Source organism: Paenibacillus sp. NPDC101420, from assembly GCF_050277435.1.
GTDB lineage: Bacteria > Bacillota > Bacilli > Paenibacillales > Paenibacillaceae > Paenibacillus_AQ.
Window position 1 is genome coordinate 244496 of the sequence record NZ_JBNNSE010000001.1, and the last position, 24624, is coordinate 269119.

Genomic DNA, 24624 nt, shown 5'->3' on the forward strand with positions numbered 1-24624 from the left:
TAACTATGCCGGTCAATCTCCTAAAGATTGTCCGGCATTTTGTTATTTATTCATCTCTATTATCATGTAATAAAATATAACATTAATATTATATTTCACTTTAATAATAATATAATAAAATTCATAGTATACACTAGAAATCAATAGATATCCTTTATTAATAGTGTATTTAAGCGTTTTATTAATATGTTAGCAAACTTGTCATTATAATATATTCATAGATATAATCCAATCATGAATCACGTTTGTGTAATATAAAATAACATAAACGTGAGAATACATAATCAAATGGGAGGTTACATCTATGAATGGATTACAATCAATGCTCGCCAAAACTACTGTTGCCGCAGGACTCTCTTTCACTCTACTCTTCTCTGCTACAACAATGCTTCCCGTTTCTACCACTTACGCCGCTGAGGTTACCCAAACGATTGAAGGAACGGTTAAGCTTCCAAAGGTCCAAGTCATAGCAACCGGTGGTACTATTGCCGGTAAATCTGTGGATGAGACCAGCTTCCAGAACTATAAAGCCGGGACTTTGTTAATGGAAGATATGGTTAAAGCACTGCCTAACCTTAAAAAGTTCGCCGATGTAACTAGCTATCAATTTGGGAATGCAGGCTCTGGCTCGTACACCATGCAACAACTATATGATCTCTCCTTAAAAGTAGATAAAGCACTAGAAACCCAAGATGGCATCGTTGTTACTACAGGTACCGATACGATGGAGGAAATTGCATATTTCCTTGATCTTACAGTGCGTAGCTCCAAACCTGTCGTAGTAACTGGCTCTATGCGTCCATGGACAGTTATCGGAAGTGACGCTCAGGCCAATCTATTTAACGCTATTAAACTAGCAGCTAGCGGAAAGACGAAGTATTACGGTACTGTGCTCATGCTAAATGACGAGATTCATACGGCTAGAGAGGTTACCAAGACGAATGCCTATCGTACAGACACTTTTGAATCTCCACAACTAGGAATCCTCGGATATATCGATGAGAATAATATCAGAATTTATCGAGCGAATTCCAGAGCACTATTGACCGCTGACAAATGGGCAACTCCGTTCGACCTAACGAAGATTAAGAGCAGTGATATGCCTAAGGTAGAAATTGCTTATGCTTATCAAGATGCCGGTTCTGGGGCAATTACAGGTTTTGTTCAAGATGGAGCAAAAGGTATTGTAACTTCAGGAACAGGGGCTGGCGGCGTATCTAAAGCTATGGGAGAAGCCCGTACGAAAGCTATTAAGGAAAACGGAGTTATCTTCGTGTCTACCACGCGTACGGGTTCCGGTTCCAACTATGCTTCAAGTGACGGCATAATTGCCGGAGATAATCTGAACGCAGCCCATGCCCGAATTCTATTAGAGCTGGCACTGTCATTCAGCAGTGATTTCAACACGATTAAAGGCTGGTTTGACACATATGGCTCAGGCCAAGTCACCATAGCTGACAAATAAGAACAAACTATTGTTCACACACAAAAAAACGATTCATGCCATAAATAGCATGAATCGTTTTTTTACTAAATTTTGCTTAACTCATGTTCAACCAAATGACCATCTTCCAGATGCAGCACTCGATCACACCATTCGAGCATCCGTTCATCATGAGTGACCATTACGGCAGCTTTACCCTCATTCTTTACTTCGTCAGCAATCATTTGCACAACTTCTCTACCTCGTTTGAAATCTAAGCTTGCTGTTGGTTCATCTGCAAACAAGATTGCAGGTTTATTCATCCAAGCTCTTGCGATAGCTACACGTTGCTTCTCCCCACCTGATAGTTGCTCAGGGTAATGGTTTCGACGTTTCCAGATATCCAGACGCTTCATCAAATCAGCTGCCCGTTCCTTAGCTTCTTTAGAACTCATCTTCCCCTGTTTAGCTACAAAGAGAAGCTGCTCTTCTACCTTCAAGTAGGGCAATAGCTGTGCGCTTTGGAACATAAAGCCTATCTTCTCTAATCGTAGCTCAGTCAGCTCACTTTTACTTTTATCTGTAAGAGATTCTCCGTCTATAAAAATTTCACCACTGGTTGGCGTAAGAAGCGCACCCGCTGCTGATAGGAATGTACTCTTCCCTGTTCCAGAAGGTCCAAGGACAGCAACGAATTCCCCTTCATTGACTATAAGATTCAAATTGTTCAGAACAGATACCGTTGTATCGCCGTCTCCGTAGGTCTTCGTTACTTGCTTCATCAATAATTTCGCACTCATGCTCCAGCCCTCCCAATTGCTTCTAATGCATCTACTTTTGCCACTTTAGCGACAGAAATAAGTGATCCTAAAAGAGACATCCCCACGAACAAGCCGCTGGTTAATAGAATCGTAGAAGGTTCCAGTTGGAACGGCATAGTGTCTGGTAGTACCTGATTCATTCCAAAGGTTAGCAGCAAGCTAATGCTTAGACTTGCAATAGCCAATATCATGACCTGCCCTACAACGCTCCAAGCCAAGTAAGACATTTTTGTACCCATGGCTTTCAGAATTCCAAACTGGCTTGTTTTCTGAATTGTAATGACATAGAAGAATACAGCCAGAACAAAACCAGCGATTACGAACAGGAAGGCAATCATCATAAGCAGTGAACCTTGTTCTGATGAATAACCTGGAATATTAGAGATCGCTTCTTTTTGCGTAATAACTTCCACATTTTTCGTACTAGCAGAGATCTTATCCACTTGCCCTGCGTTTGCATTAAGCGCAATTACATTAAAAGGCGCTCCAGATGTAGCCTCACTACCTTGATTAACACCTTGTCTCATTTCCTGCCAATCTTTATTGTTAATATAGACTACTGGGGTATGGCTGTATGAGCTATTCTCAACATATCCTGTAACTTTAAATTCCTTCCCAGTTGCCTGATCTTGGATCGTGCTACCAATCTTAATGCCCGACTGTTCCAAGTCACGATCAACGATGACACTTCCCTGCGTATCATTCGTAATCTTATCACCTTCAATCACTTTTGGAGCCAGTAAACCGTTCATATCAACTGCGAAAAAAGTTACGTCTGCTTTAGTATCCGCATCGTTTGTAGTCACTGTACTCATCTGTAGAGCGAGTGAAGAGGCATTATTATCTCCTACTACTGCTCGAACACTATCGAGCTCCGTATCCGTTAACTGAGAACGTCTAAACGTCTGATCCGCATCCTTCTGCACCACGTAATAGTTTGCCGGCATATTCTCTATTGCTGAGATATTAGCATACGCTAATCCTCTGGCCAGCCCCGTTACGAAAAGTACAAGAAAGGAAACCAATAACATGATTACCATTATTAACAGGTATCTGGCTTTAGAATGTCGCATTTCTCTTAAGGCTAGAAACATATTACCACTCCTTCTAATCTGTATAGTCACAGTTTAGAAGATGAAAATGAACGGAGTATGAATAACGAGTTACAAAAGCGGAAGAGTTACAGTAAAGGTCGTGCCTTTGCCAACTGTACTGGATACTTCTATGGTTCCGTTATGTGTCTCTACAATTTTTTGCGTAATCGCCAGCCCAAGACCGCTACTATGCGTTTCTCGTGTACGTGCCCGGTCGACTTTATAAAAACGGTCAAAGATGAGTGGTAATTCCTCAGCAGGAATACCATCCCCAGTATCCGAAAAGGTTACTACACAGTTCCCTTCGTCAAGCTTTGCGGAAATCATAATAGATCCCTCAGCGGGTGTATATTTGATAGCATTAGTAATGAGGTTCATCCACACCTGATACAATAGATTGGAATCGCCATGTACGCTAATATCCGCAAGACTTAAACGAACCGCTAATTGCTTCTCTGTTAATCTCCACTCCATGATTTGTACAACCTGTCGAAGCTGTGCACGCAAATCTATAGGTTTCTTCTGCAAGGAATTCGGATCATAATCGAGGGAAGATAACGTTAGCAGCTGTTTACTAAGCATCGATAGACGATGGCTTTCTTGATCAATAATATTGAGGTACTCTATCCGTTCATCCTCTGGTAATGTAGGATCTTTAAGGGTTTGGGCAAATCCTTGAATAGAAGTTAATGGCGATTCGATTTCATGAGACACATTCGCAACAAACTCTTGACGCGCACGATTGGTCCGTTCCAGCTCACGACTCATAATCATAAAGTGTGAGGCTAACTGGCCAATCTCATCCCGGCGCCAAGTATTTAATTTAATATCATATCTACCTTTTGAAATCCGTTTAGTTGCCGTTGTCAAACGTGTAATGGGTCTGACTACATGCAGTACGCTGATCATGACGAATCCTAGACTGAATAACACGGTAAAACCGATGATGACAGCAAAAAACACGCGCAGTTCACCGAACTGAACCTCTGCATCCGGCCGCATGAATAACGCAAAAGTCTCATTATTGACTTCAATAGGTACGCCTATCGTATTGCGTAATTGATTGTCAAAAAAACCTGTAATAAATGCGCTGTCAGGAAACTCAGCAACACCGTGATACACTTGTCCATTCAGGACCTTCTCTAATTGTTGCGGATCTAAGTCCTCTTTCCGAAATGGCTTGCCGTAAAATCGGGATTGGCCCTCTACATTGGTTAAATAGATCTTATATCCCAGTACAGCTACACTTCGCAGGTAATCCTCCATAGATTCCGGGTGAGATTCTGCAAACTGCTGGATATCAATGGCCATCCCCGTAAGCTTCGCATCGTTCTGCGATTTAATCTGAGCTTGATAATAAATATTAGATACCAAGAAGCCGAGAAGGCTGCTCACCACAATGGCCGAGCAAAAGAGAATGCACATTCTCACATACAAAGACTTCACGAGCTCACCATCTCCAATTTATATCCAATTCCCCGTACCGTCCGAATCACAAAATCATTCTGATAATCCAAAAACCGTTGACGCAATCGCTTGATATGTACATCCACCGTGCGTTCATCACCTTCATAATCCATTCCCCATACTAGTTCAATCAACTCACTGCGTGAATACAGTCTTCCTGGATATTGTGCCAGTTGCGCGAGCAGTTCAAATTCCTTTACCGGCAACAGTAGTACTTCATCACCATCAGTGATCTCATAATTTTTACGATCAATAACTAGTGAATTTAAACGAATCCGATCATCCGAAGCGATGGAATAACGCCGAAATAAAGCTTTGATCCGAAACAACAATTCTTCCGGCTCAAAAGGTTTCGTTACATAATCATCTGTCCCCCGCAAATAGCCTTGTTCTTTATCACTTAGCTGTTGCCGGGCTGTTAACAAAATGATCGGTATATCATACGTTTCTCTTATATGCTGGCATAGCTCTAACCCATCCACATGTGGCATCATCACATCCACAACGGCTAAGTCCGCAATGCTTTCTTTCAGTTTATGTATCGCGTCCCGGCCATCGCTTGCCTCCATTACTTGGTAACCTTCTCTGGTCAATACATGCTTTAATAATGTACGAATATTACTATCGTCATCTGCTACTAAAATCTTTTTCATCGTTTACACTCCCTGAATAACGGATGAACCCATAGTATCAACTTTAAAGGGTTAGAACAACTAAAGAACCGAAAGAGACCATTTTGGGCATTCGTACATATACTACTCTAATAATAACGAACGAATCAGGAGGTAATAAGAACTATGAATTGGACTCCTTTATCTCAGAATAGATCTGATTTCAAACCTATCTGGGCAACCTCTCTTCCTCAAGCATTAAATTTAATCAAAGAAGCTGTGCAAGGTGAACGAAATGATGAGCTTTTCTATGATGAACTTATCAAACTGGCCCCAAATTCCGAGCAAGCCTCCATCATCACCTCAATACGAGATGACGAACGGGGTCACAACTCCATGTTCCGCGGGATGTTCAAAGAAATTACGGGTCAAGATATCACTGGAATTAGTAGTGAACAATATCAACGGATCAGTTCCTATGAAGAAGGTTTAGAAAAAGCACTCCAAGGTGAACTGGCTGCAGTCGAAAAGTATCGCAAAATATGGTTTGGTCTGCCTGTTGGAGTATACCGCGATACTGTTTATGGGATTATATTAGATGAATTAAAACATGCCAGTAAATATAATTATTTACTTACTTTAGATCGAACCACTATATAGTTGAATTAGTCAGAGTCATTATTTAAACCTGAAGGAAAGTGATTATGCTTTCCTTCAAAGAGGTAACAGGCCGTCCCATTAGTCTCTCCATATCTTTTGAAGTAGAAGCTGTATCTATCTTCCCGAGGAATGAATAAATCCAGTGCTGAATGCTTGAATCCTGCCGATGAACGATTCTTTTTCCTGTCAGCTCGGATAATACCTCCGTTAGTTCGCTGAAGTCCCAAGAGCGCGGTGCGGTTAATTCATAAATCTGATTAATATGACCAGTAGTTGTAAGCACGACCGCCGTAGCTAAAGCGAGATCCTTTCGTGTCACCGAATTAAATAGCCAGTTTCCCGGATAGGTGATTAACTCACCGCTTTGGATCGCCTCTTTCAGACCTAGTACATCCACAAAATCCATATATAAAGCGTTGCGTAGAAACGTATAGTCAATACCTGATTTAAGAATCATCTGCTCTGTAAGTAAGTGAACATGATTAGCTGGAATTTGTCCTTTAGGTGGAAATGCGAAGCTTGTATACAGCAAATGCTTCACCCCTGCCTTTGATGCTGCATGAATAACCTCAGAATGTTGAGTTAATCTGACGTTATCATCGGGATGTGAACTAGAGATGAATAATAGCTCTGCTACACCTGTAAAAGCTTGAATTAGAGTATCAGGCTGATCATAATCGCCAAAGCGAATCTCAACCCCTTTTTCCAAAAGATCATTTGCTTTCTCCGGATCACGAACACATGTGATAATCTTACCTGCCGGCACAAACTGAAGAAGATTGTCTATAATCAAACTTCCTAATTGACCAGTAGCCCCAGTAACCATAATTGACATTACACCCCAACCTTTCTGTTCCATGTTTTCAAGACCACAACATTATTTATATTTAGCCATTGCTAAGCTTTTCTAATAAAACGATGAGTTGCCGAAGCTCTCGTTCATCTAGACCCTGCATACGTTCAGCGACCGCTTGACGATTTCCGGGAAGATGCTCCAAAAGTAATCGTTGTCCTTCAACCGTAATTGTAATAACGCTTTTTCTACCATCCTGAGTATGGTTCGAGCGGGTAATCCAACCATCTTTCTCTAGGGGTATCAGCAACAGACTAATATTAGCTTTGGTAACCCCAATATTGTGAGCCAATGTAGAAGGTAAAATCGTTCCGCCCTGTTTAGATATTTCTACTAGGATACGAATTCTTGCGCCATTTAATCCTTTCGACTGCCAATATTTATCAGAGACAGAAACTAAGCTTGCAGTAGTGTCAACTAAAGTGAAAAATGCCTGAGTATGTAGGGGCTGATTCAATACCAACGGTTGTAAATGATCCATCTTAGATTTTTCAACTCCAATTTAGTTAAGTGCTTAACTATTTTAAACCATACTACAAGCTCTACTAATTGTCAAAAAAAGAAGCTGCCTCAGCTCGCAGAAAAATTCTACGAATTCGGGCAGCCTCATATCATTAAAGATTTCTTTTAGATTAACACCGTCTTTGTAGACACGGCTTCTTCACTGTATTGTTTAGTCCCTTCTAACACCACTTCAAGCTTAATGATCTCCGAACGGCTGGCTAAACGGATTGGAGGTCCCCAGGTCCCATATCCAGAGGAAACAACGACATGCAATTTATCCTTGCGGAGGTAGCCCCAGTCCAGTTCGAACAACCGCTTGGTGATCCAGTGATTAGGAGCAATCTGTCCACGGTGCGTATGACCTGAGAGTAGAATATCTACGCCTTCTTGGGCAGCGACATCAAATCCGGTAGGCTGATGATCCATCATGATCACAGGACGCGTCAGATCGAGGCCATTCAATAAGGAGTTTACGCTTAATCTACCTCCGGCTTCCATCGTCTCGGCAGTCTTATCTTTTCGACCTACAATATAAGTTCCCGCAACTTCTTCAACCTCATCCTGTAGGACTTTAATGCCTATGCTACTCATTAAATCTGTATATTCCTTAATCGAACCACCGTAATATTCGTGATTGCCCAGTACCGCGTAGACCCCATGGCGTGCTTTTAGCTGCTTTAGCTGTTCACTCATACCATTGCGAATAAAAGGCTCAATACTATCGTCAAGTACATCCCCAGCCAGCAAAATCACATCAGGCTTCATAGCATTCATTTGAGCAACCATTTTTTTGAGATGCCGATTGCCGACGATATTTCCTAAATGCAGATCGGATGCAACCGCGATGGTAAGTGGCGTACTAGTTCCGATAGATTTATCAATGGGAATAGGATGGGTACGAACTACTGTACTCCAAGCGTTGATCGAACCCCAGACTAGAAAAACAACCAGTAATATTAGCAATGTACCACCCGCTTCTGAGACGTAGTGCGTTCGATCGACACCCATCCAGCCCAGCAGCACATATAACAGATCAGCTAATGGCAACATGATAATAGCGAATTCCATGCAAGCTAGATAATACGACCCAATCACCTTAAAGAATCTGGCTAACGGCTTCACTATTGTAGGCCACGGTATCATTCCAACGACATACGCAAAGGCAACAAGCAGGAATAATGTCCAGAACAGAACAGAGGAAGCACCTGAGAACCATTCATGGACAAGCAGCCAACCGTGATACCCAATGTAAAAATTAACAAGGCCCAGAATAAGCAGCATTGCAAACCCTGAAGCTAACATTCGTAATGTTTTCATCGTTCCACTCCCCTTTACCATACTAACTCTATACGTCTTATCTCAAATCATAACACAAACCGTTAACCCAGTATAAATTACGATGCTGTCTTCGGAAAATGGATCAAATAACGTACTATAATTCTTTATCACATTCCCCGTCAAAAAAAAGAAAATGCCCGTCGGCATCTTCGTTGGAGGTCTTCAATTATACTGCTCTATCCCGCGTGGCCATACATTCGCCAATTAGCTTATCGCATTTATTAATGTGATTCAGAAGCCAATCGGTTAACGTACGGTTAAGCTTAATCGTCGAGAGAACGGAGACTCCCTTGGTTTTAATCGTTTCTTCTAATTCAAGAACGGCTTTCACAAAATTAGCGTGCGTCTTACGATGTTCCGCCAATTCAGGAAAATCGATCTCTTCCATCAATTGCTCTTCATTGCTAAAATGCTCGATGGTATATTCCTTCAAGAATTTGAGCGTTTCTTCGATCTTCTCTTTCCCCTGCTGCTTACTGCAAGCATCAAAAAATTCATTCAATTTCGCCAGCAACTGTCTGTGCTGACAGTCTATTTTCTCAACACCGATATCATAAGAATCCTTCCATTCAATCACGAAATCACCATTCCATTTCCTGAAATTAACATATCGATAAATACAACTAATTCTCCACCTTTCCGCACAAAAGATCTATTAACAACATCACAGGAAAAATCCCATATCCATCCAAGGGAAAGTCACAATTCATTGTCCGTTTCTACTTCATTACAGGTTCTATGTGGACAAGCACATTTGAAACTTGGTGCCGATCTTTCAATTGTTCTTCGATTTCTTCCGTAATATCATGGCTCTGCACCACACTAAGCTCGGAATCTACTAATACAGTTGTATCTACTAGTACGTTATTTCCGTGGATGCGAGCTTTAATATCTTTAATGGATTGCACACCGTCAATTTCAGCAACGGTTTCTTTCATGAGTTCAAGCTCTTCCGCATCAAAACCATCCGTTAAATCATGTGTAGCTTTACTAAAGATATCCCATGCCGTCTTGCAGATAATCAGGCCGACAATAATCGCTGTAAGCGGATCAAGCCATGGAATTCCAAATCCAGAAGCCACAATTCCGACAAAAGCACCTATGCTAACTAAAGCATCTGATCGATTATCTAGTGCTACTGCTCGCATAGCGTTACTATTAATAGAGCGGGCCAGTCTAATGTTATACATATATACGCCCATCATTATCACAGCACAAAAAACTGCCGTCCAGGCTGCTATAAGATCTGGACTTTCCAGTTCGGGTTGAATAAATTTGTTCACGCCCTGGTACAGCACTTGAAGCCCTACAACGATCATAATAAATGAAGCAATTAAGGATGCCACGGTCTCTGCTCTGAAATGCCCGTAGCTATGATTGGAATCCGGCGGTCTCCTGGAGATCTTAAGACCGATTAGTATGGCGATAGAAGCGATAATATCAGTACTGTTGTTCAGGCCATCTGCAAGCAGCGCTTGAGATCCCGCGACCGTACCAATAAACAGTTTGATGGCGGACAGGAATATGTAGGCAACTATGCTTAGCCATGCTCCTTTTTCACCTTGTTTGATGTCGTTGTAATTTTCCAAAAAAAAGAACCCCCAAAGAATAGTATTGTTCTATACTACACTCCGAGATTCGGGTGGGTCTAGAGAAACAGTGTTGCTAAGAGGCGTAATAGTTCCCTCCGTCAAATAGAGTTGCTAGGTCATAACTGTTTTGCGGAGCGTAACATAGTTTGCCTTAGTTCAACTTTAAGTATTATATTTCTCGCTTAAACGCTTCCCGTCCTTAAAAAAAGCCGTAGGTGTTTATGCTTGTTCTACAGAAGTAGTAACTTTTTGCCATTTATAATGTCTAATTATAGTAATAACTATTTTTGAGGAGCGTGAAACGATGATTCAGTCTTTGCACAAGACAATGATTAAAGTTTTAGCTGTTACATGCATTGCATCCCCAATAGCTTACAACGGATCGTTATCCGACATTTCCGCGGAACAAGCAGTTATAAGTACAAGCAATCCCTATTACAATGAAGTCAAAGCACCTATTCTTGTACCTGTATGGTCATCACCGCTTGCCATCTTAAAAGAAGATAGAATCACTGGGCAGAACGTTACAGCGCTTGCCGAGAATGGGAAAGTCTTTGCCTTGCAGCGGAATGAAAAACTAGTCGCATTGAATGCTACAACAGGTAAAAAAATGTGGGAATTCGGAAGTGCATTAGCCCCGTTGTTCACGTACGGTAATGGATTTATCTATGGTTTGACTAAGAGTGGCTCTCTGTATGCCGGTAATGAAGCAGGTAAAAAAGCGTGGTCAGCTTCATTATCACTACCTAAAGCCACCAGTATACAACGGTTAGGCTCCACCATCTATGTAACACAAGATAGTCAACTGGCCGCTGTCGATGCGGTCAGCGGGAAGATCAAATGGAAGGCTACGGAGGAGAGCAATAACTTTACAGGCTTATCGGAACTTATGGAAACGAATGGGGTTGTTATTCGAAGTTATCTCTCACAGGGAGCATTAACAACTGGCGCACTTGCTGCTTATGACAGTCTGACAGGAAAAAAACTATGGGACCATACCCGTCAATGGTGGCCACTAGCAGTAAAGGACGGCCTCCTCTACTCCATTACCAATACGTTAATGATGGATGATGACGCTGTGAATCGTAATGTTAAAATTTCTGTATTCAACGTTAAAACGGGTGAACTTAAAGGAGAACGTTTATATAAATGGACAGATACCGAGAATAAAGATGGAGCATTCACATTTGGTGGTGTAAATGGGACCGCATTCTTGGACGGAAATGACTTCTATATTTTTCAGGGCAAAAAGCTTGTGAAATATGATTTCTGGAATTACTCAGCGGAAGGTAAGCCAGTTCAATCCTGGACTTCTATGGCAAAAGAGAAAGATTATCCTCTAAATCAAGTCCATCAGCAAAGAATGTTATATTCCAATTATGATACAGGTACGTTATCCGCACTCAAACTTGGAAATGGTCAGGCGGTAGTCCTCAATAATGGTGAGAATCCTGTAGTTCAGACGGATCTTTTTGGAAATGTGGTTTATAGCGGACAATCAGATGGCCTATTTCACGCTTATGACATGTTGACGTTGAAGCCTATTTTTACCGTGAAGACAGGATCTCGTAACTTTGCCCCTTCTCTTAAAACTGGAGGCATGCTGATCATCCGAACGGATAATAAGCTGCTGGCTATTAAACTGCCTTCATCAATTAAATAAAAAAAGCCTGATTTCTCAGGCTTCTGATCTTAAGTAACTTTACTTACTCAGCAGGAGCTGTAAAAGTACGTGCAGCAAATTCAGCATCCAGCATGTAGAAGGCGTTGCTATCTTTATCAATTCGTTTCAGTTTACTAATGATGTTGCTAAAGAGCGCTTCCTCTTCTACTTGCTCGTCAATAAACCATTTCAAGAAATAGATCGTTGCATGTTCACGCTCATCCAGCGCCAAGTCAGCTAAATGATAGAAGCGTTTCGTGTTTTGTTGCTCATGCGCGAATGCATGTTCAAAAGCATCCAGCATCGAAGAGTATTCGTTCTTTGGCTCTGGTAGAGCTTCAAGTGTCGCCCGATTATCGCGATCATTAAGGAACTTATAGATTTTCATGGCATGGAATCGTTCTTCTTCTGCTTGAATTAAGAAAAAGTTTGCGAATCCATCGAGACTTTCACCGGAACAATAGGCTGCCATAGCTAGATAAACATGAGCGGAATAAAACTCGAAATTCATCTGTTCATTAAGTGCGTTTACTAATCCATCTTTCATTTGACCGTCACCTCATAATTCAATTTTAATATGTAAAGATTTAAGTTCATCTTATCACCGTGTATCTAAGTCAGCAAGGATTCATCCTTCTGACATCTAAATAAGCAACGAAGGGACGACTATTCTAATGACCAGATTTACACGCAACATCCTTAAACCTACATCCTCTGCTAGCTTTTTAATGGCTTCTGCTATGGTATCTATGCTTCTGTTAACTAGCTGTTCCAATAGCAGTAACAGCTCCCAAGCTGCCGCTACAAATCCGCCGACTGCCGAATCCACATCTTCACCTGTTACGAGTTCCACAGCAGCTCCCTCCTCAGAGAGTGATCCAATTGCTGTTCAGGTTTCAAGTATGAGCCTTGAAGAGAAAATTGGACAAATGCTCCTTGTTGGCATCGACGGTACCGTTCTGGATGATCAAGCAAAAAGGATGATTGCCGAAGACAAAGTCGGTGGAATCATCCTTTATAAGAACAATATTCAAGATCTGAAGAGTATGGTCAGCCTTGTTAATTCCATGAAAGAGAGCAACAGCGGCAACCCTGCCCCTTTATTTATGAGTATCGATCAGGAGGGCGGAAAAGTCAGCCGGATGCCTAAGGAGTATGCTTCCTTCCCTTCTAATGGAAAGGTCGGTACCCGTAAGGATGCCAACGCTACCGAAATGATGGGCAAGCTGCTCGCTAGAGAAGTATTGTCAGCAGGATTTAATATGAACTTCGCTCCCGTCCTTGATATCAATAGCAATCCAGATAATCCTGTAATTGGAGATCGTTCCTTCGGTAGCTCCGCTGAACTAGTCAGTACGCTAGGGATTGCCGAAATGAAAGGTATAGAGAGCGAAGGTGTTGTTCCTGTTGTCAAACATTTCCCTGGTCACGGAGATACTTCCGTCGACTCTCACCTTGAGCTGCCGATTGTGAATAAGAGCACTGAAGAACTGGCTAAATTAGAATGGCTCCCTTTTCAAGCTGCAATAAAAGAAGGAACCGATGCCGTAATGGTCGCTCATATTTTGTTCCCGAAACTTGATCCTGATAAACCCGCATCTTTATCAAGTAAAATCATTGGTGAGCTACTTCGCGGTGACATGAAATATCAAGGACTCGTAATCACAGACGACCTAACTATGGGTGCTATCATGAAGAATTACGACCTTACCAATGCAGCGGTAGATACTATAAATGCAGGCAGTGATATCTTACTTATCGCTCACGGTTATGATAATGAGAAACGGGTATTAGAATCGCTTCTGGACCATGTAAAAAAAGGTAAGATACAGGAATCACGGATTGATGAGAGCGTCTATCGGATTTTAGCATTGAAAGCTAAATATAATCTATCCGACGAGCCAATTCCGGTTCCTGACCTTACCGAGCTAAATAAAGATATTAAATCTTGGCGACTCACGATTGAGAAATAAGCTTAGGTCTATTTCAATCTATTGAAGCACAACAACATCTCCAACCTTTAACCCTGAGACGGCCTCTGTTTTGTCTGCCGTCTCCATGCCCACTTTGATATCTCTTCGTTCATATTCCCCATTGCCTTTATCCACCATCACGTAGGAGAGATCTCCTTCATGCATTACTGCGATGCTGGATACAACGATGGCATTTTCCTTGCGAACCGTCTCGATTTCTCCGTTCAAGCTTAGTCCACCAATTAAGCGCTCGTTAGGTTGCAGTGAGATTACCACTTCAAATTGTGGAACCGAAGTAGCAGTAGTATTTTGACCCGAAGCAGTCTTAGCAAATTTAGATACCTTAGTCACTTCTCCAGACAGCTTTAAATCTTTTAAAGCTGTCATTTTAACATCTACCTTCATTCCCGTCTTAATACGGAAGACATCTTGTTCACCTACAAGAGCAATGAATTCAAGCTTGTTCATATCTACAATTTTGCCGATGTATTGATTATCTGTTACCGTTTGCGGAATTTCACTCGCACTGTCAAATAGAAAAACACCTGTTGCAGGAGCATGGTAGAGGGCTGTATTTAGCTTAGCCTTCTTTTCTTTTAATTCACGAGCCTGTATTTCAGCATTTACTTGGTTAAGCTCATCCCCTATTCTTGCTGATTCTTGGGCTGTAAGTGCTTTTATACGTTCGGCTTCTGTTGCACCAAGGGCTGCATTCTCCTGGTCCTGCTGACTAACAAATTCATTTAATTCCGCTTCTAGCTGTGCCTTTCGAATGGTTGCCTCTTGTGTAGCAATTTCATTCTTTAAGGCTTCCTGATCGAGGGTAAACAGCAAATCCCCCTTCTTAACTTGCCCACCATTCTCAACCTTCCACTTGGTTACCTTTGAAGCATATGGTGCATATACAAGCGTTTCCTGCTCATAATGTGAATTCCCTTTGACCTGAACAGAGTTGGTGATGGTTTCCTGTGTCACTTCAAAAGTTATCGCCTGTGGTGGTTCAACAGGTTCTAGCTGTGCCTCAGGTTTATACATCTTGTTGTATACAAAATAACCCGCTGCAATAATAATCAATACCAATACAATCCACTTGATTCTCCTCTTCATCACTTCTGCTTCCTTTCAACTTAAAAATAGCTAATCCCGTTTTATCGCCGTGAGCGCATTCGTTCTGGACGCGCTTATCGCTGGATAAATTCCCGATAGTACGCCTGTCATTACCGCAAATGCGATCCCTATTGGAAGGGTCATCAGAGGAATAGTGATTACTAAGGGCTCACCCATCCCCATTCCTCCTGTGGAACCAATCAGCTTATTTATGCCAAACACAATCAAGTATGAAAAGCCTATACCGAGCAACCCACCAAGCATCCCGAGCAATGCCGCCTCTATAATGAACATATTTCGGATTTGCCCCATATTGGCGCCTAGCACCTTCATAATACCGATCTGGCGACGACGCTGATGGGTGGACATGGTCATCGCAACGATGATCGAGATCGAAGCGATAATTAGAATAAATATACCAATACCAAGCGCTGCTTTCTTGAACATACTGAATGTAGAAGCCATCGCCTCTTTTTGATACAAATTCGTACTAGTATTTAGTGTAAGTTTCTGGATAAGCTTCTCCACTTGTACGATGTTGTCCGTACTGTCAACTTTTACAATGGCTGAGTTGTAAACATCCTTTTGCCCAGCAGTTCCATTCATTAGTTTCAGTTGTTCCACCAGACGCTCACCAGTCTCTAGCGAAACATAAATCTTCTTGTCGTACATCGCCATATCAGGGTTCCCAGTACTATCCAATATCCCAACAATTTGAATGGGTGAGCTGATTAGAGACTGTCCAGTTTGAGAAGCAGGGTCATATGATTGTAATTGAACCTGTTGTTTGAACATATCCGACGGAAGCATGCTTAAACTGTTGTACTGTTCCATTATTTTATTATTGTAAGGATCAGTACTCAGTTGTTCAAAAAGACGTTGCCGAGTCTCGACATCAATCAATCCTACAGTTGCTCCATAGTTTAGTACTGCCATACCAACCGAATCAGAAGGACCACCCTGCTTAAATTTATGGTCATATTTCGTTAATAGTCGAAGATCCGTTCCGATTAACTGTACGTCCGTAATTTTATTATCGATAGTAGTCATTTGTATGTAGCCAAGCTCTTGAAAAGGTGCTGCTGCGGTAACATGCCGCAGGCCTTGAACAATTTTCAGCTTCTGGCCCGTTAGCCTGCCGGGGTCGAGCTTTGCATCAGAGGCAGAGGCTTCTTTTCCTTCTCCGCCCCCTTGTGAAGGGATGCCGCTGTTCGGAGTCACCGTAATTTCATCCATTTTGAAATTCCGGTTAATTTCCCGCTCCGTATAGCTTTGCGCGGAATCTCCTATACTTAAAGCAACAATAATAGCAGCACAGCCAATCGATATACCTGCCATACAAAGACCTGTGACAACTTTCCGTCGTTTGACTTGCTCCCAAGCCAAACGTGAAATATCACTAATCCTCAATGAGTTTACCCCCTTCGAGTTCTGTATCCGAAGAAGTTTGTTTCTCAGTAATCATATATCCGTCCTGAAGCGTGAAAATCCGTTGCATTTGTTCTGCTACTTTGAGCTCATGTGTTACAACGATGAAGGTGGTCTTCATCTTCTTGTTCAGGTTAAGCAGGATATTGATAATTTCCTCTTCTGTCTTCGAGTCCAGATTTCCGGTCGGTTCATCTGCGAAAATAACGGACGGTTCTGTGATCAAGGAACGTGCAATACTGACCCGCTGCTGCTGTCCGCCAGACAACTGTGAAGGGAACAGGTCGGCTTTATCCGGAATGCCGACCCCTTCCAGCAAGGCCAGAGCTTTTTGCTTACGTATTGATGGTGAAACGGATTGGAACACAAGCGGCAACTCAACATTTTCACGGACAGTCAAGCTAGTAATCAGTTCATAAGCTTGAAAGATAAACCCGATATGCTTCCTACGAAATTCAGATAGCTTGTTTTCGCTCATCTTCACAATATCTTGGTCAGCAATGTAAATGTGGCCTTCCGTAGGCTTCATCAGACCTGCCATCAGGTTGAGCATGGTTGACTTACCGGAACCCGAGCTCCCCAGTAATGCAACCATCTCCCCCTTTTTCACAGAAAAATCTATTTGATGAAGGACTGCCGTCGTTTCATTACCATTCTTAAAAGAATGCGTTACATTTTCCACTCGCAACATTGGAGCTGCTCCTTCTCGTACATTAATAGATATGAATTCCTACTTCTCAGTTACTGTTCTATCAATCTTTATGCTATATGCCTGGCTGGCCAGCTCGATCCGTTCTCCTTGGAACTCATCATACAGTGTGATTCTGTAGGCGCCACCTGACAAGTTTTTATACATATTATTGGTAAATGTTGCAGTATAGGAGTTGTAATTCCCTTCAAGAAGTTCAGTACCGATGTTCAAGCTTCGTTCCTGTGATAGACCATATGGATCTGTCATTTTGAGCACCAGCTTATGAGTGAAGGTTCCCATGTCATAGGTACTGTCACGAAGTAAGTTGTAATTCATTACGATATCTATAGTGGTACTACCTTGCATCGATCGCCCTTCCGAACTCAGAACAGACATCGTGTACGGATATAGCGCAACCTTCGTCAAGTTATTCTCCGGTGGAGTAGAAACTGGATTTAGACTCAATGAAGCAATGTTAATGAATCCTGTTGGTTCCTGACCAGGCTCAGACAGCTTATTCCCAGTAATTCCTGGACCTAGATACATACTTACGTCTGATGGAATAACGGATTTAGGCAATTTTGCCCAGTACGTTATTAATTGCTTACCACCAGGTGTAGCTGAAGTATCTGGCTGATTCACTGTAGCTTCGAATAGCTGGCCATCTCCTGTTTTAAAGTAACCCTGAAGGCGAGCCATTTTGCTTTGTCTTTTTTCCTCACTGCTAAGCAGTAGCTCTGTGTATACGATATTAGAATTGAGACCTTCATAAATAATTGTTTTGTTCTCTTGGACACTAGCGTTCTTGCCTTTACCGGTGATTGCATAACTTCCCCCACGTTCAATAGTCGCTACAGCATTCATCGTACTGTTCGTGCTAAGCGACAGGAACGAGCTCTTCTCTTCTTTTACCGTTGTAAAGAGGTTCACTTTTAATTTATCGAACTCTTGTGTGTAAGGGATTTTGGAAAATACATAGATTTCCGCATTTTTTCCTGGTGCAATCGTCGAGGTTTCCTTGTCCATAAACAGTTCTGTAGAGGAAGACACATCATCATTGTCTACTTGCACAGATCCTTTTAATTCTGGAAGTGTTAATGCCACCGATTGCGAATTCTTAATATTTATTCTAGCAACAACGATGTCATCATCTTTCCAAGGAAAGCGCTGTAAAGACAGCAAGTTATAAGTGAAAGAACCATATTCATTGGATGCACTATACTCCACACCTTTTTGAATCTCAGGACGTAATGTATAGGAAATTGTGTAGTAAGCAACAGGTACTGTCAGCTTGGCTGTATTGCCCGTACTTACATTATTCCCTTCAGATCCTGTTCCCTCGCCTGTACTGCTCGTATCTGGATTAGCTGGAGCTGAAACAGCCTCTATCATTTGCAATTGCAGCGAACTCTGCTCAACCTCAAGCGGAATTTGTGCGGTAAGTGGAATGATTTTTTCTTCCAAAGGTTTTATGGTTAAGCCGCTCAATCCCTTCGCATTGATCGGAAAGGTTGTCCCTGTTGAAGATTTGACGGCAAGCTCATACGTTGGCAACGTAACGGCCGTCTTCCCAACATTTTTCACTCGAAGCTGGAAGGTCCAAATCCCTTTATTATTCTCAGCGTATACGTTTGCGTTGTTTAACTGAGTTTCTATCGGATTATTATTAATGGTGATTTTCTTGGTCACACCTTTACCTACCACCAAATTAGGTGTTGTAGCTGCCGGTAGCTTGTACGAGGATTTAGCGATCTCAAGCTTCAGTGCTTCATCTTTTTGCGTAAATTGCAGCTTCATATTATCCGTCTTCATATAAGGAGGAATCTCGGTAAGATAATAGATAGTCTTCTTCTCCTGCGGCTGAATCTTGTAACTAATCTGAGAACGATCAAGTGCTAATTCATACGAACTGCCACCTGCAGAAAGTAAATAAGCCGCATAACCAGGATCACTGAGTACCTTACTGCCCTTATTGGTCAGGCTTATACCCACCTTGGCATAAACTTTCCCATTATATTTATAGAGCTCTAAGGACTCACTTTTGGCGATGACAGGAATGTCATTCATTGTGGTGCTAACATTTTTTCCATTTACAGCAGTTGGGGAATAATTAGCTGGTACAGTAAAACTTCCTGCATGCTTTAAATAACCTTTGGTTTTGGAATCCCATACATACATGGGAATCTTAATCCCTTTTAACGAATTGGTCTTGCCTATGTTGACGTAATATGTAACCCGCAAGCTTTCTTTAGCACCAATCTTCTTCTTAGTCGCGTCAGCGCTCAGTGGGTTACCCGGAATAACAGAACCCCCTGGCGTCGTCACTCTCGAAAAATAATACATTAGGTTTGCGTTTTTACTGCTCCCATTTGAATAATTCAGGGTATAAGTTAAAATATTTCCACCAGGTTGTGACCAAATATTGACATCTTCTAATGTAGCTTTGATATTTGCTCCTAATGAAATGGAACCCAGATTACTAGGGGGTGTTACTGTCGCCGCAGCTACAGCTGGATTGGTACGAACAGCATTAGCGGATGCCGCTGAAGCGGTATGACCAGTCAATTGACTGATGACAAAGGTACTTAATAGTAAAACAACATATGTACTGCTATGCTTTCTCATTTACTTCCCTCCACGAGTATTTTGCTAGAATTATTATAGTGGTAAGTACAAAACCAATTGTATCCATGTTGTAACACTTTTGAAGCGTTTGTAACCTATTTGTTCCTATTTGCATGAATTTGAAGAATATTCTATTCTATAATTTCAATTCATCTTTCAATGCAGCCACATCATTAGCAGAAGGATTTTCTTCTCCATATCTAACTTTTTCATATAATTCAATCAATGAATTCGACGTATTAACCGTATGTTCTTCGCCCTTATGTTTAACCTTGTTAAGAGCAGTCCATTTAATAATATCGTCTTCTGTTTCCTTCGGCGTAAGATAACTCTTAACTTCATAACCATGATCGTGCTTCAAATGAAGCCAACGCCGATATAACCAGCGAACACGCTCCGTTTCACTATTCATCTGCTCCCAGCGGTCTTTTCGATGTCTTGGCGTTAGGCGAGTACTCCAGAAATCCTTTAGACCTTGAAGCGTTTGCTCCCATGTAAATACACTTTTTTCCTCATCAAGATAAGTTGTATTGTCCTTTGGCGTATGTTCCCTGCGCAGCATGGATAGTAAGGCATCCATAGCTCTCTTCAATTTTCCTCCGGCATTTCTATACAACCACCGAAGTGCATAATAAGCTGCAACGCCCACTAACACAGCTCCAGCAACGTATAAGGCGACATCTAATATAGCAGCTAGTAGACCAGGCTTTTCATCTCCAACAAAAGGTAGTTCCGGACTCGCTTGAGGCTGTTCTACTGGCGGAGGTAGCGGCTCACTTGACCCAGAGAATAAATTACTAATCCATCCGAAGAACGAACGTATCATATTCCATAGCAGTGTCCCTATAGCTTTTCCGACTCCTGCCGCTAACACGGCCGCAACAATTGCTATACCAATGACATAAATACGATTATTCCTTTGTAAACCTTTTGGCAAAGCTTTGCCCTCTTGTGAAAGCGTACTATATTGTAAATAGCTACTATTAGAGATAAATAGTGTGAGCAATAGACACAAACTACCGCACCAGGTCAGTAGTGTAACACTTGCCTCCAAATCGGGAATTCTACCAAAGACAATGGTCGCAACAAAATAGATTACAATCCCTATCCAATACTTCCTACCGGACTGATCTCGAGCGTCAGCAGTCATTCCAAGAAAAGCGCATATAAAACCTGCGACACCTAAAGGCAGACTCTCGATCGACAGACTTCCTGATGACAATGCCCCAACCACCGTCCCAAGTATTAGAGCAGCCAGCAGCTGCTTCCATCTAACACTACACTGTTTTCGCAGCAGAATACCTACTAATGATATTAGTGGTATGACGGTCAGCCACATAGGTTCAACTTGCTTGGGTAGTACATAAACCTGAAATAAAATCCATACAGGTAAAACTAATAATAATTCTAGGATAGAGAAGATCCAGAGTTTGACCGTATTCCATACGTAACCAGATAACGGAAGTTTCATACGTTCTCTCCCCCCTGTTCCGGAATATCCAGCCATTCCACACCATTACCTTGCAAGTTTAGGAGATCCGCAGCCTCTTGTAATTCTGTTCCTCTATGACAGCTAATGATCAGAAAGTCTGTATCACTTATTCCGCTCTCGGCCTGCAGGTCTAGCAATCTACTCATAGGAAGCGTTCTGTCTAGCTCCAGCTTAGCTAACAGCTCTAGCAAATCTTCCAGCTCAGCCATAGGTTCTGCTTCAACAGGGTCTCTATCGCCCCCGTTGTCCAATCTACCGTTACAGATGAATCCCGTCTCAATTCCATGGCGCATGGCGTATTCGGCGATAGTGGCTGCATACCTTATCCCTTGCTCGATACGTTCCACATCCGTTACCGCTCTCCACATGGAATCACTGTCCTCTATATTCAAGCAAATGACGAGTCTGGAATCCGCAGTGTAGTCTTTCTTATGTACCTGCATAGTTCCTGTGCGCGCTGTAGCCTTCCAGTTTATAAGTCCCATAGAATCTCCTGAGCTATACTCGCGGATACCGGCAGTCAGGAAAGGATCTTCTACGATCCATCTTTTCACTGGAAGTTCACCCAGCCAGCTATGTATCGGTAGCGGAAGATCATCTAGGTTCAACAGATTAGGGTAAACCAATAGCTCTAATTGGAGGGGATAGGTCTTATTTTTCCGAATCAAACCAAAGGGATCACCAGTGGTCATTGTGACCGACTCCAAACGGTATATCCCACGCCGCTCGCAAGTGACTTGATGACGCCTTTTAATATGACGATAAGATTTAAGAAAGAACAAGCTGATATGATTCTGATAGATTTCACCCGTGCTGATGCCGAGATTATCCTGACTTCCAAATTCCAACCCCCTGGCAATACTAGATTCCAGCCGAAGCCATGGTAATGGCAGAAGTTTCGCATTAACGATCTCCTCGATCATCTCAAGGTTATCCCCTTCATAAGCGACCTTAGTCGAAAAGTACCGGGTATAGCTAAGCGCTTTCAGACCATTCCGTTCATAGATAACGGCAAGAAGGAACAGGAGAGCTACTGTAATGAAAATGAACCAAGGCAAAGCCATAGCTCACTCCACCTTTCCGCCTCTTAAGGACGTTACGAGTTCAGTCGGAACCTCTACCTCACGAAGCACTTGTAACACAATATCTGCAGCCTGCCCCTCTTTTGAACCCAAGCCACGATGAAGAAGTAGACGATGGGCAAGCACCGGAACGGCTACGGCTTTAATGTCATCTGGTGTTACGTAAGATCTACCTTGAATAAGAGCATATCCTTGAGAGGATTTAAGCAAAGCCCCACTTGCACGAGGACTCGCGCCTAGTTTTACTGCCGTGGATTTCCGTGTAGCTTCCGTAATTCGAACGATATAAGCTAGCAAATCATCACTAACACTTACAGAAGCAGTTAAACGCTGCGCTGCTTGTATATCATGAGCGGAAGCCACTGCAACAGTCTCTTCGAGTGGATTATTTTCGCGGAAGCGCTGTAAAATATGAATTCCTTCGTCAAAGGATGGGTAACCCGTAGTAATCCGCATTAAAAATCTATCTAACTGAGCTTCCGGCAGAGGAAAAGTACCCTGGTTGTCAATTGGATTCTGAGTAGCAATAACCAGAAATGGAGCTTCTAGACTATGAGTCACACCGTCGATCGTGATTTGTCGCTCTTCCATACATTCCAGTAGACTGGATTGTGTTCTGGGTGTTGCACGGTTAATTTCATCTGCCAACAAAATGTTCGCAAATACTGGACCTGGTCTAAATTGAAATTCTCCTGTCTTTTGATTGTAAAAATTAATCCCGCTTAAATCTGACGGCAGCAAATCCGGTGTAAATTGAATGCGCTTAAATGAACAATCCAGAGACTTAGCAAGGACTTTGGCTAACAAGGTTTTACCTGTACCCGGAACATCTTCCAGTAGAACATGGCCATTCGCAAGCAATGCGGTCAGTAGCAGGTCAACTCCATCCTCTTTTCCTACAATAACTTTAGCTAGATTGTTTCTAATAGATTTGATGAGTTCAGTCACTTCTTGAAGATTCATGTAAATACACCATCCAATCCGAGGAAATTAATGTAATAAGTTCTTTAATCATAACAGAAAGTGTATCCAATATATAATTCATAAGAAAAAGCCCTGCCTATTAAAAAGGCAGAACCTAAATTTCCCCTCCTGTTTTCATTTACTTCGCAGTTTTATACCGATATCGAAAGAAAGCCGTGATGGCATAATAGATCGGTATGCTTTCAACGATTAGCCAAATGACAACAATAGCATAACTATTATAGTGTTTATAATAACTGCCTATGTGTCGTGAATATAAAAAAGCTATCGTTATTGAAGCTATTGTTAAAAAGGGAATGTACATTTTTCTAGCTTTTGTATTAAACAAGCCGGATACACATCTAGAGGCTACATAGATAAGAAAAGAGCTGTGAATGAACATAGAAGACGACCATATTCCAATTAAGAGCGGATCCGAATTACCTAGCAGATTATCTTGTTTGGCGCTGCGCACCAATTCAAGGAAAGGATATTGCAGTTCCTGACCCAAATGTGGACCAAAACTCATCATCGTCAGTGACCAACCAATTAAGACAGTTACTAAGACAAATATCCCCGTAAGAACTAATCTTTTCAGCATCTTCGCTTCAAGCTTCAGATCGGGCACAACAAACAAGAGGACAATCCATTCCCCAAACCATGACATGACTACAATAGAGTCCTTCAGGGCAATCCCGGGATCATGATAATGAATGAAGGCTGGCAGCATATTGAAGTCCGCATTTGGGAGAAATAAATTAAATAAAATGATCATCGTGATGAAAAAAATAAGAAAAAGTCCATCCGCCATATACGCAATCGTTGTAAAGCCTAAACTTGCAGTATACATAATCACTAGCCCAATCACACATTGAATAAACAGAGGTGGAGTTCCCCTCAAATAATTAGAACCAAAGAATAGCACAAAGTTCTCAATATCAAAGGATGCATAATAAACACACCAGCATAAAAGCATAAGAAGCATGAACTTGTGTGGCCATTTACCTATGATATCTTTTCCAAAGCTAACCCACGCTTGATTTGGCCGCAGCATACCGACGTGAAAAGTAAACCACAATAATATTAACCCTAATAAAGATCCCACTATTAAACCAATCCAGCCTTGATAGGATGAAGTAGCAATTAGAGTCGGAATCAAAAAAATAGTGGTTTGGGAGCTGAAGAAAATAATAAAAAAACGGAACAGCTGCCATTTCGATGTTTGCATAACTTCTCC

Annotated in this window: 23 protein-coding genes; 4 read left to right on the forward strand and 19 right to left on the reverse strand. The window is 41.9% G+C overall.

The annotated features are described in order from the left end of the window. Positions 1–304 precede the first annotated feature (304 nt). Positions 305–1465 carry an asparaginase gene (locus tag ACQKMP_RS01015; RefSeq protein ID WP_076286350.1) on the forward strand — a complete coding sequence of 387 codons (1161 nt, stop codon included), beginning with the start codon at positions 305–307 and terminating at the stop codon, positions 1463–1465. A 65-nt stretch (positions 1466–1530) separates the two neighbouring features. On the opposite strand, the gene ACQKMP_RS01020 is transcribed toward ACQKMP_RS01015, so the two are convergent. The 4 genes from ACQKMP_RS01020 to ACQKMP_RS01035 form a co-directional block, all read right to left on the reverse strand. After that, on the reverse strand, positions 1531–2223 hold the full coding sequence (locus ACQKMP_RS01020; protein WP_042187892.1) for an ABC transporter ATP-binding protein: 693 nt from the start codon (positions 2221–2223) through the stop codon (positions 1531–1533). Next, positions 2220–3338: an ABC transporter permease gene (locus ACQKMP_RS01025; RefSeq protein WP_427468665.1), complete on the reverse strand. Its 1119-nt coding sequence runs from the start codon at positions 3336–3338 to the stop codon at positions 2220–2222. Before ACQKMP_RS01025 ends, ACQKMP_RS01020 begins: the two co-directional genes overlap by 4 nt. A 69-nt stretch (positions 3339–3407) precedes the next feature. After that, positions 3408–4784, reverse strand: a complete 1377-nt coding sequence (locus ACQKMP_RS01030; protein ID WP_339247871.1) for a HAMP domain-containing sensor histidine kinase — start codon at positions 4782–4784, stop codon at positions 3408–3410. Beyond that, a complete protein-coding gene (locus ACQKMP_RS01035; protein WP_042187886.1) occupies positions 4781–5458 on the reverse strand; it encodes a response regulator transcription factor in 678 nt (225 codons plus the stop codon). Before ACQKMP_RS01035 ends, ACQKMP_RS01030 begins: the two co-directional genes overlap by 4 nt. A gap of 144 nt (positions 5459–5602) precedes the next feature. Here ACQKMP_RS01035 and ACQKMP_RS01040 point away from each other — a divergent pair, with 144 nt between their 5' ends. After that, positions 5603–6076 (forward strand): ferritin family protein, encoded by a 474-nt coding sequence (locus tag ACQKMP_RS01040; protein WP_076286353.1) that lies wholly within the window; start codon positions 5603–5605, stop codon positions 6074–6076. A gap of 22 nt (positions 6077–6098) precedes the next feature. Here the strand turns inward: ACQKMP_RS01040 and ACQKMP_RS01045 are convergent, their stop codons facing one another. The 5 genes from ACQKMP_RS01045 to ACQKMP_RS01065 form a co-directional block, all read right to left on the reverse strand. After that, entirely contained in the window at positions 6099–6911 is an 813-nt protein-coding gene (locus ACQKMP_RS01045) for an SDR family oxidoreductase (RefSeq protein WP_427468666.1), read from the reverse strand. A gap of 52 nt (positions 6912–6963) precedes the next feature. Further along, positions 6964–7410 carry a MarR family winged helix-turn-helix transcriptional regulator gene (locus tag ACQKMP_RS01050; protein WP_339803542.1) on the reverse strand — a complete coding sequence of 149 codons (447 nt, stop codon included), beginning with the start codon at positions 7408–7410 and terminating at the stop codon, positions 6964–6966. A gap of 146 nt (positions 7411–7556) precedes the next feature. Beyond that, complete coding sequence (locus ACQKMP_RS01055; protein WP_339247864.1) at positions 7557–8750, reverse strand: metallophosphoesterase; 1194 nt, start codon at positions 8748–8750, stop codon at positions 7557–7559. Positions 8751–8937: 187 nt separating this feature from the next. Further along, the gene (locus ACQKMP_RS01060; protein ID WP_081382799.1) at positions 8938–9348 is read right to left on the reverse strand and encodes a bacteriohemerythrin; all 411 of its coding nucleotides are present in this window, start codon (positions 9346–9348) and stop codon (positions 8938–8940) included. A gap of 142 nt (positions 9349–9490) precedes the next feature. Then, positions 9491–10360: a cation diffusion facilitator family transporter gene (locus ACQKMP_RS01065; RefSeq protein WP_042187882.1), complete on the reverse strand. Its 870-nt coding sequence runs from the start codon at positions 10358–10360 to the stop codon at positions 9491–9493. A 307-nt stretch (positions 10361–10667) separates the two neighbouring features. Between ACQKMP_RS01065 and ACQKMP_RS01070 the strand changes: the two genes are divergently transcribed. Then, positions 10668–12026, forward strand: a complete 1359-nt coding sequence (locus ACQKMP_RS01070; RefSeq protein ID WP_427468667.1) for a PQQ-binding-like beta-propeller repeat protein — start codon at positions 10668–10670, stop codon at positions 12024–12026. 43 nt (positions 12027–12069) lie between these two features. Here the strand turns inward: ACQKMP_RS01070 and ACQKMP_RS01075 are convergent, their stop codons facing one another. Both ACQKMP_RS01075 and ACQKMP_RS01080 read right to left on the reverse strand, forming a co-directional pair. Further along, positions 12070–12573, reverse strand: a complete 504-nt coding sequence (locus ACQKMP_RS01075) for a ferritin (protein WP_042127399.1) — start codon at positions 12571–12573, stop codon at positions 12070–12072. Between the two features lie 96 nt (positions 12574–12669). Beyond that, positions 12670–12879 carry a hypothetical protein gene (locus ACQKMP_RS01080; RefSeq protein ID WP_231573442.1) on the reverse strand — a complete coding sequence of 70 codons (210 nt, stop codon included), beginning with the start codon at positions 12877–12879 and terminating at the stop codon, positions 12670–12672. A 49-nt stretch (positions 12880–12928) separates the two neighbouring features. Here ACQKMP_RS01080 and nagZ point away from each other — a divergent pair, with 49 nt between their 5' ends. Next, positions 12929–13999: a beta-N-acetylhexosaminidase gene (gene nagZ / locus ACQKMP_RS01085; RefSeq protein ID WP_379421711.1), complete on the forward strand. Its 1071-nt coding sequence runs from the start codon at positions 12929–12931 to the stop codon at positions 13997–13999. An 18-nt stretch (positions 14000–14017) separates the two neighbouring features. Here nagZ and ACQKMP_RS01090 read toward each other — a convergent pair whose 3' ends face one another. The 8 genes from ACQKMP_RS01090 to ACQKMP_RS01125 all read right to left on the reverse strand — a co-directional run bounded on the left by ACQKMP_RS01090 (position 14018) and on the right by ACQKMP_RS01125 (position 24615). Continuing rightward, positions 14018–15106: an efflux RND transporter periplasmic adaptor subunit gene (locus ACQKMP_RS01090; protein WP_427468668.1), complete on the reverse strand. Its 1089-nt coding sequence runs from the start codon at positions 15104–15106 to the stop codon at positions 14018–14020. A 30-nt stretch (positions 15107–15136) separates the two neighbouring features. Beyond that, positions 15137–16516, reverse strand: coding sequence for an ABC transporter permease (locus ACQKMP_RS01095; protein WP_427468669.1), 1380 nt, complete (start codon positions 16514–16516; stop codon positions 15137–15139). After that, complete coding sequence (locus tag ACQKMP_RS01100; protein ID WP_042187870.1) at positions 16506–17225, reverse strand: ABC transporter ATP-binding protein; 720 nt, start codon at positions 17223–17225, stop codon at positions 16506–16508. Before ACQKMP_RS01100 ends, ACQKMP_RS01095 begins: the two co-directional genes overlap by 11 nt. Positions 17226–17264: 39 nt before the next feature. Further along, positions 17265–19850 carry a hypothetical protein gene (locus ACQKMP_RS01105; protein WP_427468670.1) on the reverse strand — a complete coding sequence of 862 codons (2586 nt, stop codon included), beginning with the start codon at positions 19848–19850 and terminating at the stop codon, positions 17265–17267. A gap of 136 nt (positions 19851–19986) precedes the next feature. Continuing rightward, positions 19987–21321, reverse strand: a complete 1335-nt coding sequence (locus ACQKMP_RS01110) for a hypothetical protein (RefSeq protein ID WP_427468671.1) — start codon at positions 21319–21321, stop codon at positions 19987–19989. Beyond that, a complete protein-coding gene (locus ACQKMP_RS01115) occupies positions 21318–22406 on the reverse strand; it encodes a DUF58 domain-containing protein (protein ID WP_427468672.1) in 1089 nt (362 codons plus the stop codon). The genes ACQKMP_RS01110 and ACQKMP_RS01115 overlap by 4 nt, the downstream gene beginning before the upstream one ends. 3 nt (positions 22407–22409) lie before the next feature. Continuing rightward, positions 22410–23387 (reverse strand): AAA family ATPase, encoded by a 978-nt coding sequence (locus ACQKMP_RS01120; RefSeq protein WP_427468673.1) that lies wholly within the window; start codon positions 23385–23387, stop codon positions 22410–22412. A 139-nt stretch (positions 23388–23526) separates the two neighbouring features. Beyond that, positions 23527–24615 carry a GerAB/ArcD/ProY family transporter gene (locus ACQKMP_RS01125; protein ID WP_339247842.1) on the reverse strand — a complete coding sequence of 363 codons (1089 nt, stop codon included), beginning with the start codon at positions 24613–24615 and terminating at the stop codon, positions 23527–23529. Positions 24616–24624 lie beyond the last annotated feature (9 nt).

Bases quoted from the DNA above. Each gene is read 5' to 3' on its own strand.
- ACQKMP_RS01015 (WP_076286350.1), top strand. From the start codon at position 305: ATGAATGGATTACAATCAATGCTCGCCAAAACTACTGTTGCCGCAGGA.
- ACQKMP_RS01020 (WP_042187892.1), bottom strand. From the start codon at position 2,223: ATGAGTGCGAAATTATTGATGAAGCAAGTAACGAAGACCTACGGAGAC.
- ACQKMP_RS01025 (WP_427468665.1), bottom strand. From the start codon at position 3,338: ATGTTTCTAGCCTTAAGAGAAATGCGACATTCTAAAGCCAGATACCTG.
- ACQKMP_RS01035 (WP_042187886.1), bottom strand. From the start codon at position 5,458: ATGAAAAAGATTTTAGTAGCAGATGACGATAGTAATATTCGTACATTA.
- ACQKMP_RS01040 (WP_076286353.1), top strand. From the start codon at position 5,603: ATGAATTGGACTCCTTTATCTCAGAATAGATCTGATTTCAAACCTATC.
- ACQKMP_RS01045 (WP_427468666.1), bottom strand. From the start codon at position 6,911: ATGTCAATTATGGTTACTGGGGCTACTGGTCAATTAGGAAGTTTGATT.
- ACQKMP_RS01050 (WP_339803542.1), bottom strand. From the start codon at position 7,410: ATGGATCATTTACAACCGTTGGTATTGAATCAGCCCCTACATACTCAG.
- ACQKMP_RS01055 (WP_339247864.1), bottom strand. From the start codon at position 8,750: ATGAAAACATTACGAATGTTAGCTTCAGGGTTTGCAATGCTGCTTATT.
- ACQKMP_RS01070 (WP_427468667.1), top strand. From the start codon at position 10,668: ATGATTCAGTCTTTGCACAAGACAATGATTAAAGTTTTAGCTGTTACA.
- ACQKMP_RS01075 (WP_042127399.1), bottom strand. From the start codon at position 12,573: ATGAAAGATGGATTAGTAAACGCACTTAATGAACAGATGAATTTCGAG.
- nagZ (WP_379421711.1), top strand. From the start codon at position 12,929: ATGAGCCTTGAAGAGAAAATTGGACAAATGCTCCTTGTTGGCATCGAC.
- ACQKMP_RS01090 (WP_427468668.1), bottom strand. From the start codon at position 15,106: ATGAAGAGGAGAATCAAGTGGATTGTATTGGTATTGATTATTATTGCA.
- ACQKMP_RS01100 (WP_042187870.1), bottom strand. From the start codon at position 17,225: ATGTTGCGAGTGGAAAATGTAACGCATTCTTTTAAGAATGGTAATGAA.
- ACQKMP_RS01105 (WP_427468670.1), bottom strand. From the start codon at position 19,850: ATGAGAAAGCATAGCAGTACATATGTTGTTTTACTATTAAGTACCTTT.
- ACQKMP_RS01110 (WP_427468671.1), bottom strand. From the start codon at position 21,321: ATGAAACTTCCGTTATCTGGTTACGTATGGAATACGGTCAAACTCTGG.
- ACQKMP_RS01115 (WP_427468672.1), bottom strand. From the start codon at position 22,406: ATGGCTTTGCCTTGGTTCATTTTCATTACAGTAGCTCTCCTGTTCCTT.
- ACQKMP_RS01120 (WP_427468673.1), bottom strand. From the start codon at position 23,387: ATGAATCTTCAAGAAGTGACTGAACTCATCAAATCTATTAGAAACAAT.
- ACQKMP_RS01125 (WP_339247842.1), bottom strand. From the start codon at position 24,615: ATGCAAACATCGAAATGGCAGCTGTTCCGTTTTTTTATTATTTTCTTC.